At 63.9% G+C, this 13,791-nt stretch carries 12 protein-coding genes; 7 read left to right on the forward strand and 5 right to left on the reverse strand.

Annotated features, from left to right (window positions below):
• Window positions 1-5: 5 nt before the first annotated feature.
• Window positions 6-1,301 carry an MFS transporter gene (locus U1R88_RS04250; RefSeq protein ID WP_322430110.1) on the reverse strand — a complete coding sequence of 432 codons (1,296 nt, stop codon included), beginning with the start codon at window positions 1,299-1,301 and terminating at the stop codon, window positions 6-8.
• 221 nt (window positions 1,302-1,522) lie between these two features.
• On the reverse strand, window positions 1,523-3,052 hold the full coding sequence (locus U1R88_RS04255; protein ID WP_322430111.1) for an ABC-F family ATP-binding cassette domain-containing protein: 1,530 nt from the start codon (window positions 3,050-3,052) through the stop codon (window positions 1,523-1,525).
• 86 nt (window positions 3,053-3,138) lie between these two features.
• On the opposite strand from U1R88_RS04255, the gene U1R88_RS04260 reads away from it, so the two are divergent.
• From U1R88_RS04260 to U1R88_RS04270, 3 genes are all read left to right on the forward strand, one after another.
• Window positions 3,139-3,408 carry a hypothetical protein gene (locus U1R88_RS04260; protein ID WP_322430112.1) on the forward strand — a complete coding sequence of 90 codons (270 nt, stop codon included), beginning with the start codon at window positions 3,139-3,141 and terminating at the stop codon, window positions 3,406-3,408.
• 133 nt (window positions 3,409-3,541) lie between these two features.
• Window positions 3,542-4,489 carry an aspartate carbamoyltransferase catalytic subunit gene (locus U1R88_RS04265; RefSeq protein WP_322430113.1) on the forward strand — a complete coding sequence of 316 codons (948 nt, stop codon included), beginning with the start codon at window positions 3,542-3,544 and terminating at the stop codon, window positions 4,487-4,489.
• Window positions 4,482-5,801: a dihydroorotase gene (locus U1R88_RS04270; protein ID WP_322430114.1), complete on the forward strand. Its 1,320-nt coding sequence runs from the start codon at window positions 4,482-4,484 to the stop codon at window positions 5,799-5,801. Before U1R88_RS04265 ends, U1R88_RS04270 begins: the two co-directional genes overlap by 8 nt.
• A gap of 161 nt (window positions 5,802-5,962) precedes the next feature.
• Here U1R88_RS04270 and U1R88_RS04275 read toward each other — a convergent pair whose 3' ends face one another.
• Complete coding sequence (locus tag U1R88_RS04275; protein WP_322430115.1) at window positions 5,963-6,400, reverse strand: hypothetical protein; 438 nt, start codon at window positions 6,398-6,400, stop codon at window positions 5,963-5,965.
• A 253-nt stretch (window positions 6,401-6,653) separates the two neighbouring features.
• On the opposite strand from U1R88_RS04275, the gene plsY reads away from it, so the two are divergent.
• The 4 genes from plsY (at window position 6,654) to U1R88_RS04295 (ending at window position 12,264) form a co-directional block, all read left to right on the forward strand.
• A complete protein-coding gene (gene plsY / locus U1R88_RS04280; RefSeq protein WP_322430116.1) occupies window positions 6,654-7,259 on the forward strand; it encodes a glycerol-3-phosphate 1-O-acyltransferase PlsY in 606 nt (201 codons plus the stop codon).
• Window positions 7,256-8,416 carry a DNA-processing protein DprA gene (gene dprA / locus U1R88_RS04285; RefSeq protein WP_322430117.1) on the forward strand — a complete coding sequence of 387 codons (1,161 nt, stop codon included), beginning with the start codon at window positions 7,256-7,258 and terminating at the stop codon, window positions 8,414-8,416. Before plsY ends, dprA begins: the two co-directional genes overlap by 4 nt.
• Window positions 8,417-8,660: 244 nt before the next feature.
• Window positions 8,661-11,315, forward strand: a complete 2,655-nt coding sequence (gene topA / locus U1R88_RS04290) for a type I DNA topoisomerase (RefSeq protein WP_322430118.1) — start codon at window positions 8,661-8,663, stop codon at window positions 11,313-11,315.
• 190 nt (window positions 11,316-11,505) lie between these two features.
• The gene (locus tag U1R88_RS04295; protein WP_322430119.1) at window positions 11,506-12,264 is read left to right on the forward strand and encodes a DUF2259 domain-containing protein; all 759 of its coding nucleotides are present in this window, start codon (window positions 11,506-11,508) and stop codon (window positions 12,262-12,264) included.
• Between the two features lie 14 nt (window positions 12,265-12,278).
• Here the strand turns inward: U1R88_RS04295 and U1R88_RS04300 are convergent, their stop codons facing one another.
• Both U1R88_RS04300 and U1R88_RS04305 read right to left on the reverse strand, forming a co-directional pair.
• Entirely contained in the window at window positions 12,279-12,683 is a 405-nt protein-coding gene (locus U1R88_RS04300) for a thiol-disulfide oxidoreductase DCC family protein (protein WP_322430120.1), read from the reverse strand.
• Window positions 12,673-13,530 (reverse strand): 5'-nucleotidase, lipoprotein e(P4) family, encoded by an 858-nt coding sequence (locus U1R88_RS04305; protein WP_322430121.1) that lies wholly within the window; start codon window positions 13,528-13,530, stop codon window positions 12,673-12,675. Before U1R88_RS04305 ends, U1R88_RS04300 begins: the two co-directional genes overlap by 11 nt.
• Between the last annotated feature and the right edge of the window lie 261 nt (window positions 13,531-13,791).

The raw sequence follows: 13,791 nt of genomic DNA on the forward strand, positions 1-13,791 counted from the left end.
TTGTTCTAGAAGGCCGAAGCCGGATCCGGCCGGCTGCTCGCCAGCTTCATACGATAGATGAGCAGCGCCGCAACCAATCCGCAAGCAGCCGCCAGCGACAACCACAGCCCCGGAGCGGCCTTGTTCTGCAAAAGGGAGATCAACCAGGTGCAAATCGCCAGCGAGAAACCGCCGAGCGCCGTGGCGAAGCTGTAGGCCAGTGAAAAGCCCGTCGTGCGGACATGGGCTGGCACGATTTCGGTCAGGGCCACCACCATCGCACCGTTATAGCTGCCATAGAGGAAGGAAAACCACAGCTCGACCTCCAGCATGCGCGCAAAGCTCGGCGCGCTGACCAGCCAGGAAAGCGCGGGATAGGCGGTCACCAGCATCAGCAGGGAGAAGATCGCCAGGATGGGAAAGCGCCCGATGCGATCCGACAACGCTCCCATCACCGGCAGCCAGATGAAATTGGAAATGCCGACGCACAAGGTGACCACGAGAGCATCGGACTCGGAGAGCTTGAGCACGCTCTTGCCGAAAGTCGGCGTGTAGACGGTGATGAGATAGAAGGAGACGGTGGTCATCAGCACCAGCATCACGCCGAGCAGCACGACCTGCCAGTTCTGCAGCAAGGAAGACACGGCCTGCTGCAAGGTCGGACGGACATGGCGTGCCTCGAACTCGGCTGTCTCCTCCAGGCTCCGGCGCAGGAAGAACAGCAGCGGCACGATCATGCAGCCGATGAAGAAGGGAATGCGCCAAGCCCAATCGGTGATGGTCTCCGGCACGAACAGGTGATTGAGCGCATAGCCGATCAGGGCCGAGACGACGATGGCGACCTGCTGGCTCCCCGATTGCCAGGAGACATAAAAGCCCTTGTTGCCCGGTGTCGCCATCTCCGCGAGGTAGACGGAGACGCCGCCCAGTTCAACGCCGGCCGAAAACCCTTGCAGCAACCGCCCGACCAGCACCAGGATCGGCGCCAGCACGCCAATGGTCTGATAGCCCGGCACGAAAGCGATCAGCACGGTGCCCATCGCCATGATGCCGAGCGTGACGATCAGCCCCTGCCGCCGCCCGATGCGATCGATATAGGAGCCCAGGAACAGCGCACCGAGCGGCCGCATCAGGAACCCGGCCCCGAACGTCATGAAGGCCTGCAGGAGAGATGTCGTTTCGTTCTGGGACGGGAAGAAGGCCTGGGAAATCTGGGTGGCGTAAAACCCGAACAGAAAGAAATCGAACATTTCGAGGAAATTGCCGCTGGTGACCCTGAGAACGGTCCCCGCTTTCGACTGACCTGCCGCCGCGCCTGCCATGAGCGTTCTCCCCCGCTGTTCTTGTTCGGCGCCCCCCGGCATGGGCATTAAGAGCCAGCCTCCCCGCCCGGACAAGGGAAATTTCGGGCCACCGACAGGGCGAAAGGCGCTCTTCAAGCCCCATGGAGAGGCCCCAGCCACAAAATAGGGGCAATACCGGCTATCCCGCCGGTCCTCCTGATCGTGCCCGTGGCTCGAGCAGGAGGACCGGCCAGGAAGGATCAGCTTCCCGCTTGGCTGATGGAAGCGAAGAATGCTTCCGGCCCCTCCAGCTCGATGAGCCGCCGGCCTTCGATCAGCCAGAAGCGGTTGCCGACGGCCCGCACGAAGCTCCTGTCATGCGAAACCAGCAGGCAACTGACATTGGGACGCAGCAATTCCCCTTCCAGCGCCTCCTGCCCCTCGATGTCGAGATGATTGGTCGGTTCGTCGAGGAGATAGAAGTTCGGTTCGGCCAACCGAAGCATCAGCAAGCCCAGACGCGCCTTCTGGCCACCGGAAAGCTGGCCGATCGGCCGGGTCTGCTTCTCGATGGCGATGCCGGCTCCCGCCAGCAGGGAGCGTCCCCGCTGGTCGCCGACCTCGAAGCGATGGGTCAGGGCGTGGTGCGGCGTCTGCCCATCGTCGAGATCGGCAAGGGCCTGGTCACCATAACCCAGCACCAGCGCGGGCGTTGCCTTTATGCCCTCAACGCTGGTCTCCGGCTGGGCGATGGCGCGGCGCAGCATGGCGATGAGGCGGCTCTTGCCCGCGCCGTTCCGGCCAAGCAGGACGATACGGTCGCCCTGACAGATGAAACGCTGTCCGGTCCGGAACAGCAGGGCCCCATCCGGAATGGTCACGGCGGCATCCTCCAGCGTGACCAAAACCTTGGCATGCGTACCCTGGCTGGCGAGACGGACTGCCCCCGCGGAGCGCTCCTGATGCGCGGGCTTTGCCGCCTCTTCCAGGCGCCCTGCCCGCTCCTTGAGTTGTTTGGTCTTGACCACCAGGAGATCGCTGCCGGAGTTGATGCCGATATTGTTCAGCTTCGCCGCCTGCTTGCGCAATTGCTGGGCCGTCTTCATGTCGCGCTGATAGCGCCGTTCCTCCGAGGCGTCGGCGTCCTCAAGGGCAGCCCGTGCCCGCGAATAGGCCAGGGGGAAGAGTTGCGATCGCTCCGGGCGCAGGAACAGGGTGCGGTTCGTGGTGGCATCGAGGAAGGCACGATCATGGCTCGCCACCAGCAGCGGCACGTCGCGCGGCAGGGCATTGAGCCAATCTTCCAGCAGGGCGATCTTGGCAAGATCGAGATGGTTGGTGGGCTCGTCGAGCAGCAGGAGATCGGGCTCCCTCACCCAGACTCTGGCCAGCATGGCGAGCCTCAGCCAGCCGCCGCTCAACTGCCCGAGCGCTCGCTGGCGCAGATCGTCCGGCACCTGCAGCGAGTCGAGGGTGACGTCGACGCGCCAGGCCTCGCTCGCCTGCATTTCTTCGGGCAGTGCTGCCAGTACGGCGTCATAAAAGCGCGCTGCCAGGAGGGCTGGCGGGACCTGCTGTTCGACATGTCCGACCGTCAAGCCCCGTGATCTTGTGATATCGCCCTCCCCGGCTTCCATCGTGCCGGCGATGCAGCGCAGCAAAGTGGACTTGCCTCGGCCATTGGCCGCCACCAGGCCGATCCTGTCACCGGCATTGATGGAAAGGTTGAGTTGCGAGAAGAGCGGTGCGCTCAGCGTCACGCCGAGGTTGCGCAGGGTAATCAGGCTCATGGAAATTCTCTGGTCCGAACCGGCGATCGCAATATCCCGGGCATCAAGCCATCAAGGGATACGGGGCGAAGGCACGGCGTTTGACAATGCGCAGTCACGAGCTGCAGCTCGTTCTGCACGGCCATGAAGGGCAGACCAGTATGGGGAGATACGACCTCTGGTCAGCCCTGCAAACGCGTTTGCAGGGCCTGGACTGGGCCACGCTGGCGATGATGATCGCAGCGAATAATCATGCGCAGCCCTCCTTTCCCGGTTCGAATATCCCTTCGCCGATAGCATTGGCCGGAGGGATAGGCAAGGTCGTCTGGAGGGGCGATCTCCAGTTCGACCGCGTGCAAACACGGCTGTCGCCGTAAGAAAATGGTCGCCCGCGCCTATCATTCTGTGGAGCCGAGGAGATCGCCCCTCCAACGCCCGCGGTGGAAAAATGCGCAAGGCGCATCTCCTGCCTTGCTGCCGTCACCGGTGCAGCCTATGAAATCGGCTTTGATGACAAAGACAGCCCCAGCGACGTATCCGCATCGCCACCTCCTCGGCATCGAAGGCCTGACGGAGAGCGATATCATCAGCCTGCTCGACGAAGCCGACGAGCACATCGCCTTCAACAGGCAGGTCGAGAAGAAATCGTCCGCCCTGCGCGGGCGCACCCAGATCAACCTGTTCTTCGAGCCCTCGACGCGCACCCAGTCCTCCTTCGAGCTGGCGGGCAAGCGGCTCGGCGCCGATGTGATGAATATGTCGGTCGGCTCGTCCTCGGTGAAGAAGGGCGAGACGCTGATCGATACCGCCATCACCCTCAACGCCATGCGGCCAGACGTGATCGTGGTCAGGCACAACCAGGCCGGCGCCGTGCATCTCCTGGCCCGCAAGGTCGATTGCGCCGTGGTAAACGCCGGCGACGGCGCCCACGAGCACCCGACCCAGGCTTTGCTGGATGCCCTCACCATCCGCCGCAACAAGGGGCGCATCGCCGGGCTGACGGTGGCCATCTGCGGCGACATCCTGCATTCACGCGTTGCCCGCTCCAATATCCTGCTGCTCGGCACGCTGGGGGCCCGCGTCCGCCTGATCGCCCCTTCCACTCTGCTGCCGGCCGGCATCGACCGCTTCGGCGTCGAGATCCACAGGGACATGAAGGAAGGCCTGCGCGATGCCGATATCGTGATGATGCTGCGTCTCCAACGCGAGCGCATGGCCGGCGCCTTCATTCCCTCGATCAAGGAATATTTCCGCTATTTCGGCCTGGACGAAGAAAAGCTCAGCCATGCCAAGCCGGATGCGCTGGTGATGCATCCCGGGCCGATGAATCGCGGGGTAGAAATCGATACCGCGGTCGCAGACGGTGCCCAGTCGCTTATCCGCGAGCAGGTGGAGGCGGGCGTCGCCGTCCGCATGGCCGTGCTCGAAGCGCTCGCCCGCAACCTGCCGAATGTCTGAGGGGAATGAAAAGTTGACGAACGCTCGCCCTCTGCTTCTGGCCAACGCCCTGCTGACCGATCCCGCTGCCCGTACCCAGCAGCATGGCGGTCTGCTGATTCGAGACGGCGCCATCGCCGATACCGGGCGTCATCTCACCGCCGGCGCCGTCGGATCGGACACTGATGTCATCGACTGCGAGGGCCAGGTCGTCGCTCCCGGCCTGATCGACATGCGCGCCGTGACGGGGGAGCCCGGCGCCGAACATCGCGAGACGCTCGCCACCGCCTCGCAGGCCGCGGCGGCCGGCGGCGTCACCACCATCGTATGCACGCCGGAAACCCATCCGCCGATCGATGATCCCGCCGTGGTCGATTTCGTGCTGCGCCGTGCCCGCGACACCGCCATCGTGCGGGTCCATGCCATGGCGGCGCTGACCAAGGGGCTTGCCGGACAGGAGATGACCGAGATCGGCCTGCTCGGCGAGGCCGGCGCTCTGGCCTTCACCGACGGTGCGCGCAGCGTGATGAATGCCCGGGTGATGCGCCGGACGCTGACCTATGCCCGCGACTTCGACGCCCTCATCATCCATCACACCCAGGACAAGGACCTGGCCGGTGACGGCGTGATGAACGAGGGTGAATTTGCCAGCCGCCTCGGCCTGCCCGGCATTCCCGCCGAGGCCGAGGCGATGCTGCTGGAGCGCGACATGCGCCTGGTCGCCCTGACCGGCGGCCGCTATCACGCCGCCACCGTCACCAGCCGCGCCTCGATCGAGGTGCTGCGCCGGGCCAAGAAGGATGGGCTCAGCGTCACCGCCTCCACCTCGATCAACCACGTCACCCTCAACGAGAACGACATCGACGGTTTCCGCACCTTCTGCAAGGTGTCGCCGCCGCTGCGTCATGAGGATGACCGCATGGCCCTGGTGCAGGCTATCAAGGATGGGCTGGTCGATGCGATCGTCTCCGATCACAATCCCCAGGACGTCGAGACCAAGCGCCAGCCCTTCGCCGAGGCGGCCGACGGCGCCATCGGCCTGGAGACTATGCTCTCGGCCGGCCTGCGCCTGGTGCATGACGGCTCGCTCGACCTGATCGGCCTGCTGCGCGCCCTCTCGACGCGCCCCGCCGAGATCCTGCGCCTGCCCGGCGGCACCCTCGCCAAGGGCGCCAGCGCCGACGTCATCGTCTTCGATCCCGACGTGCCCTTCGTGCTCGACGCCGCCAAGCTGCGCTCACGGTGCAAGAACTCGCCCTTCGACGGTGCTCGCCTCAGCGGTCTGGTCTCGCGAACCTTCGTCGCCGGCAAGCAGGTGTTCGAACGGAGCTGATACCAGCGTCCCCGTTCGCTGGAGCTTGGGAAACGCCATGCCAGGTCACGTATTGCCCGACCTGGCGCTACGAGGGTGGTCATTGGTGTGCCGGTCTTCAGACCGGCAACTGCGCTCCGAATGCCGATCTGAAGATCGGCACACCAGACCGCACTCAGCCATTATTCGTCAAATGTCTGGTCCAGAACCTGCTTCTGCGCCGCGCTGGGTCCGCCCAGATAGACCGGCTTGTCGCCGTCGCGGATCTCCGCCCAGGCCCGACGGCCATCGGCCGTGAACAGGAAGACGCTTCCATATTCGGCACAGGTCACATTGGTGGGGCAGACCATGGCGACGCGATAGGCCGAACCATCGACGCTCACCTGCTTCGAGCCGAAGGTCATATAGTCACCCTTGCGCCGGAGCACATCGGACAGATAATCGGGAACGGGTGACAATTCCTTCAGAAGGGTACTGTAAGCTCCCTTGTAGGGCTGGGCCTTCACCAACTTGTCCAAGGCGGGAAACTCCTTCTCGACCTGCTCGTTATAGGTCGGCTGTTGCGCGAAGGCAGCGCTGGCAAAGCCGAGAAACAAGGCCGAAGCCACGATGGCACGCATTCAAATCTCCTTCAGTCGGCCGGCTCCCGCATATGCGGCATGTCCCTGCGTCATACAGCATTGAACCAGCACGGCACACAGGGAAAGCCTTAGCGTGCTCCCGGGTCATCGCAACCTGCCGCCCCAACAAAGGCTGAGGAAAACTCCCGCCTCGAAGTCCCACCTCGCCCCGAAGTAAAAATTTTCGTGGCCGGGCCTCGTCGAGTGGCGATAGTGTGCGGCACGGACCTTTTCTTCCCAAAGCGAGCTGCCGATGTTTGCCGACCTGACCCTGACGACGACGCTGGCGGCGCTGCTGCTCGGCTATCTGCTCGGGTCGATCCCCTTCGGCCTGATCCTCACCCGCCTGGCAGGATTGGGCGACATCCGCGCCATCGGTTCGGGCAATATCGGCACCACCAATGTCCTGCGCACCGGGCGCAAGGACCTGGCGGCCGCCACCTTGATCCTCGACGCCCTCAAAGGCACGGCCGCCGTGCTGCTCGCGCGCCATTTCTGGGGCGACGGGGTCGCTGTCTTCGCGGGTCTCGCCGCCTTTGTCGGCCACCTCTTCCCGATCTGGCTGAAATTCAAGGGCGGCAAGGGGGTTGCGACCTATCTCGGGCTGCTTGCCGCCTTCGCTTGGCCCATCGCCATCTTCTTCGCACTGGTCTGGGTCCTGGTGGCCTTCACCACCCGCTATTCTTCCGCCTCCGCCCTGACGGCCAGCCTGCTGAGCCCGATCGGACTGCTACTGATGGGCTACCAGCGTGAAGCCCTGCTCTTTGCCCTCCTCTCGACGGCTCTTTGGGTGATGCATCGCGCCAATATCGGCCGTCTCCTCAATGGCACGGAGAGCCGCATCGGAAAGAAGGCGTGACGTCGCCAGCGTTAACTCTCTCGGATGAAGAAAAGCTGGATTGGCTGCGCCTGATCCGCTGCGACGGCATCGGCCCCATCAGCTTCAAGGGCCTCATGGAAAGCCACGGCTCCGCCAGGGCGGTAATCGAAGCCTTGCCCGAGATTGCCAGACGCAGCGGCCGAGCCCTCAAACTGCCGTCCGAAGCCGGCCTTCGGCGGGAGCTGCAAGCCATGGCTGCTCTTGGCGCCCGCTTCTTGGCCGTAGGCGAAGCGGACTACCCCGTCTCCCTGGCAACTATCGATTCGGCCCCGCCTCTCCTCGCCGCCTGGGGCTCGCTCGCCCCCCTGTCCCGGCCGATGGTCGCCATCGTGGGAGCCCGCAATGCCTCCGCGCTCGGGCGCCGATTCGCGGCTGCAATGGCGAGCGAACTGGCCAATGCCGGCTTCACCGTGGTTTCCGGCCTGGCCCGCGGCATCGATGAGGCAGCCCATAGCGCCACGGTAGGAAACGGCACCGTCGCCGTGGTCGGCGGCGGTCTCGGCAATATCTATCCTCCCCAGCACATACAGCTCGCACAGGATATCAGCGAGGCAGGCTGCATCCTGTCCGAGATGCCGTTCGGCTGGGTAGCGACGGCACGCGATTTTCCCAAACGCAACCGCATCGTCTCGGGCCTTTCGCTCGGCGTCGTCATCATAGAGGCCGCTGCGCGCTCCGGCTCCCTCATCACCGCCCGCCTTGCCTTGGAGCAAGGCCGGGAACTGATGGCAGCCCCGGGTTCCCCGCTCGACCCGCGCAACGAAGGCAGCAACCGATTGCTGCGCGAAGGCGCCATCCTGGTTCGGCATGCCGGCGACGTGCTGGAAGCCCTGACACCGTTGGTCGAACGCCCCGCAGCGACGCCGCGGCGGCCCATTCAACCTCGTTTCAATTTCGAGGCTCCTTCCTCCGAAGCCCCGCCCGCCCCACCGGACGCCTCGACGGGCGATCCCGACCAGGATCGGCTGATCGCCGTGCTCGGCCCCTCGCCCGTAGCCATGGATGAGCTGGTGCGCGCCTGCGGCCTGGATGCAAGGCGAGTTCAGCTCGCCTTGCTCGAACTCGACATGTCGGGCCGAATCGAACGGCACGGCAATGGCATGGTGTCGCTGTTGTACGCCGGTCGGCCGAATTGACTTGAGCCCGCCTTTTGCCCATCTTGCCGCCGCCTTGGTGGTTGCAACACCACCTAATCTGACAAATGCGCCAGTTTGCAATTTTCGGATTTACCCTTATTTGGCAGTTAGTCGACGGCTCCAGGGCGCCTATTCGCGCCGAAAAGCCGGACGGCCTGCTCGTTTCCATGCCCTGTTTGGCCGGCCACCGAGGTGAGCTCCTGGCAGGGGAGATTTCGTTTTCCGCGTATTGAACGGCCCGCCCATGCCTGTCGTCATCGTTGAGTCGCCTGCCAAAGCACAGACGATCAACAAATATCTCGGTTCCAACTACCAGGTGATCGCCTCCTACGGTCACGTGCGCGACCTGCCGGCCAAGGATGGTTCGGTGGAGCCCGACGCCGATTTCGCCATGGTCTGGGAGAACGACGCCAAGGCCGGCAAGCGCCTGTCCGACATCGCCAAGGCGGTGAAGGAGAGCGACAAGCTCATTCTGGCAACCGACCCTGATCGCGAGGGCGAGGCGATCTCCTGGCATGTGCTGGAGATCCTGCGCCAGAAGCGCGCCATCAAGGATATCCCGGTCGAACGCGTGACCTTCAACGCCATCACCAAGGACGCTGTCCTGAAGGCGATGAAGGCGCCGCGCGAGATCGACGAAGGCCTGGTCGACGCCTATCTCGCCCGCCGTGCCCTCGACTATCTCGTCGGTTTCCGCCTGTCGCCGGTGCTCTGGCGCAAGCTGCCGGGCGCCCGCTCGGCCGGCCGCGTCCAATCGGTGGCCCTGCGCCTGGTCTGCGACCGGGAACTCGAGATCGAGCGCTTCGTCGCCCGTGAATATTGGTCCCTCGTCGCCACCCTGACCACGCCGCGCGGCGATCTGTTCGAAGCGCGCCTCGTCGGCGCCGACGGCCAGAAGATCCAGCGCCTCGACGTCGGCACGGAGAAGGAGGCACTCGCCTTCCGGGATGCCCTCGACCGGGGCCGCTATGTGGTGGCGGGTGTCGAAGCCAAGCCCGCCCGGCGCAATCCCTTCCCGCCCTTCACCACGTCGACGCTGCAGCAGGAAGCCAGCCGTAAGCTCGGCCTGTCGCCCAACCGCACCATGCAGATCGCCCAGCGTCTCTATGAGGGCGTGAATCTCAATGGCGAACAGGTCGGCCTGATCACCTATATGCGTACCGACGGCGTCGATATGGCGCCGGAGGCCGTCGCCGCTGTGCGCAGCATGATCGGCAAGAGCTATGCGCCGGGTTACCTGCCCGAAACGCCGCGCCGTTACATCACCAAGGCCAAGAACGCCCAGGAAGCCCATGAGGCGATCCGGCCGACCGATCCTTTCCGTACGCCCAAGGACGTCACCCGTTTCCTCGACAACGAGCAGGCCCGGCTCTATGAACTGATCTGGAAGCGTACGGTCGCGAGCCAGATGGCTTCGGCAGAGCTCGAGCGCACCACGGTCGACATCCTGGTCGAGGCAGGCGGGCGCAAGCTCGATCTGCGCGCAACCGGCCAGGTCGTGAAGTTCGACGGCTTCCTGACGCTCTACAATGAAGACCGCGACGACGATGGCGACGAGGAGGACGGCAAGCGTCTTCCCGCCATGACTGCCGGCGAGAAGCTCGACAAGAAATCGATCGCCGCCACCCAGCATTTCACCGAACCGCCGCCCCGCTACAGCGAGGCGACGCTGATCAAGCGCATGGAAGAACTCGGCATCGGGCGGCCCTCGACCTATGCCGCGACGCTCGCCACGCTGCGGGATCGCGAATATGTCTCTGTCGACAAGAAACGTTTGAAGGCGGAGGACAAGGGCCGCCTCGTCACCGCCTTCCTCGAGAGCTTCTTCGCCCGCTATGTCGAATATGACTTCACCGCGGCGTTGGAGGAAAAGCTCGACCGTATCTCCAACCACGAGCTCGACTGGAAGGAAGTCCTGCGCGATTTCTGGCGCGATTTCTCGGCTGCCATCGACGGCACCAAGGAATTGCGCACCACCCAGGTCCTCGACGCGCTCAACGATCTGCTCGGTCCCCACATCTTCCCCGATCGGGGCGATGGTTCCAATCCGCGCCAATGCACCGTTTGCGGGACCGGCACGCTCTCGCTCAAGCTCGGCAAATACGGATCGTTCATCGGCTGTTCCAACTATCCCGAATGCCGCTATACCCGCCAATTGTCGGCCGGCGCCGACCAGAATGGCGATGCGGAAGGCGGCGGCGAGGCCGGCACGAGGAAGCTCGGCAGCGATCCGGAGACTGGCCTGGACGTCACGCTGCGTGACGGACGTTTCGGTCCTTATGTCCAGCTTGGGGAGGGCGAAAAGCCCAAGCGCTCCAGCCTGCCGAAGGGCATGAGCGCGGCCAATGTCGATCTCGAACGGGCGCTGGCCTTGCTCTCCCTGCCGAAGGAAGTCGCGGTGCATCCCGAGAGCGGCAAGCCGATCCTGGTCGGCATCGGCCGCTACGGCCCCTATGTCCAGCACGAGAAGACCTACGCCAATCTCGACAAGGATGACGACGTGCTGTCGATCGGCTCCAACCGGGCCGTCGACCTGATCCTCACCAAGGAAAGTGGCGGTTCGGGACGCCGCTTCGGGGCGGCTGCACCGGCCGGGCGCCCTCTCGGCGATTATCCGGGCGGTGGCAAGGTCGAGGTCAAGCCGGGTCGCTATGGCGCCTATGTGACCAACGGCAAGGTCAACGCCACCCTGCCCAAGGGCATGGAAGCCGATGCGGTGACCCTGGACCAGGCCATCGAGTTGATTGCCGCCAAGGCCGGCAAGGCACCGACGACCAAGAAGGCACCGGCCGCCAAAAAGGCGCCAGCCAAGAAAGCCACGGCCGCCAAGAAGCCTGCCGCCAAGAAGGCAACCAAGGCAATCGTCGATTCCGACGAGGTGCCATTCGATACCGATTGAGGCGGCGTTTCCGGGTGCACGGGCATCTTGCCCGTTCTTCTTATTCTGCGAATGCCGCGTTTCCAGGAACGGGCAAGATGCCCGTGCACCCGGAATTCGCGATGCGGATCCCCCTCCTGTTCCGATCGGCACTTTCTTCTGCTCGCGCACAACTCTAGCTTGCTTGAGGCAAGCAAGCGGGAGGTGGGTCATGGTTCGTTACACTGTGAGGCTCTTCGGCGTCATATTGTCTTGCAATCTCGCCGCCTTGCCGGCCCTCGCCGGCGATGCCGCCACGCCCGACATCATCGGCTTTTCCAAAGACGGCCGTTATTTCGCCTTCGAGGAATACGGCACGCGCGATGCCTCCATCCATCCCTACAGCACGATCTTCGTGCTCGATCTCGACACCGGCAAATCCGTGCCCGGCGCGCCCTTCGCCATCGAGCATGACAAGGAAGGCCCCGAGGACGCCGCCCGGGCCGAGACGAGAAAGCAAGCGGAGCCTTTGCTGGCCCGGCTTGGCATCGGCGAGAAGCCGACCAGGCAGGTCATGCACGAGGACGCACGCTTGTTCGATCCGCCAACTCCCGACCAGGCCTATGCCACCATGGCCGCCGAAGTAACGAATCTCAGCATCGGGAATGCCCTTCCCGGCGGCGACGTCACGGTGGACGTTCTGTCCCGCACGATCACCGACGCGGCTTGCGCGGCTCGCGGGCGTGACAAGCTCAAGAGCTTTTTGCTGGTGCGCACCCTGCCGGAGAAAAACCGGAACAATGAAATCGTCTATGTCGACGAGGCTACCGGACAGGAGCGCGGCTGTTCCCAGTCCAATGGCCTGAATGCGCTTTTCGTCTACAGGCCGGCCAATGCCAGGCCGCGGCTGGTGGCATTGGTGAGCTATTGGCCCCATAGCTGGGAGGAGCCCGACAGACGCCATCTTGCCATCCCTGTTCCCCTGCCGTGATGGAACCAGGTCCGCTACCACCGCCCGTGGCGCTTGTTCCAGGCGAATAGAAGGTTTGCGAAGCGATCATAGGCAAAGCGGGTCAGCGTGCGGATCCCCGGCGCGCCGAGCAGGCCGGCAATCCAGGCCTGTCCCGGTGTGCGCCGCCAGACGGCCAGGGCGACGTCGGCGCCGACCAACAAACGGCCATCCTCGTCCGTCGCATGCAGGCGCCGCCTGATGTCGTCGAGGCTGGCGCCGAAATGCGCGAGGGCATCCGGTTCGAGATTGATGTCCAGAAACTCGATGCGTCCGGCCTTGACCGCTTCCAGGAGCCGGTTGCGTTGATGCCGGATGCCGGCATCGCAGACCGGACATTTGGTGTTGTACCAGACCGTCAGGGGACGGACGCCGCCGGCTTTTGCAATCTCACTGGCCATCCCAGCTCTTCAGCGCCTCGATCTTGAGCTTGCGTTGCTCGTCGGCAGAAAGCTCGTAATTGCTCTTGTAGGGCGCGGATTCGAACGAGCCATAGGTCGGATTGGCGATCACGATCCAGTCATGCCCCCAATGGGACGCATTGTCTGCAAAGACCTTATCGCGCTCTTCCGGCGTGCCCTTATAGGCATCGGTGAAGTCCCCGAGATTGTCACCGACCAGCAGCAGGATGCGATAATCCTTGGCAATCACTGCCCGCCTTGTGCCCTTGGCCGACTTCCAGTCCGGCTGTTCCTTGGCGCTGAGGAAGGTGTCAACATTGCCGCCATCCGGGAAACCAAGCTTCGTCATCAACTGCACCGTCGGTTCTTCCTCCTCCTTGGTGCGGTTGGTGACATAGAAGACCTTCACGCCCTTGGAGGCGGCATATTGGGTGAATTCAACCGCGCCGGGAATGGCGGTATCGACCTGCGCCTTGACATATTTCGTCCAGGTCTCCGGCGTGAACCTCGTTGCCGCCTTGACGTTCCAGGCCTGGTAATTGGAGGTGTTGAGCAAGGTATCGTCGACATCGAGGACGATCGCCGGCGGATGATCCTTGAAATCACCTGTCTGTTCCGCGGGCGCGGCCGTCCAGGCAGGGTCGGCGAGGGCCTGGTCGAGCCTGATCCTCGCCAGGGCGAACATGGCTGTCGCATTGGCCTTGGCTTCGACAGCGGTCTGGTCCCAGAGCACGGCATTGAGATTGTCGTCGGGCTTGGTGCTGTCCTGCGCTTGGGCCGAAGAAAGGACGCTCGAAACCGCAACGAGCGTCGATGAGAGGCAAAGTCCGATCAATGCACCACGCATACCGCACTCCCAGTTTGGACCCGCAAAAACAGGAACGATATCATCGCTCCCCGACGGGTCAACGCGACATGTTCCCGGGGATGGCGGCAAAAATGCTGCAACGCAGCATTTTCATTGACAGATCACGAACATGAACCTATATGCCCATGTGTCCGGTTCGATCGAACCATCCCTCCCCCCCGCCCGTGCCGGTGGAACGCTTGAGGGTTTTGGACAGTCTGTCCCGGCACGTTGAGTTTCCTGCCGTTCCGCGTTTTGCCA

The sequence above is a fragment of the Labrys sedimenti genome (genome assembly GCF_034424805.1).
GTDB classification, from domain to species: Bacteria; Pseudomonadota; Alphaproteobacteria; order Rhizobiales; family Labraceae; genus Labrys; species Labrys sedimenti.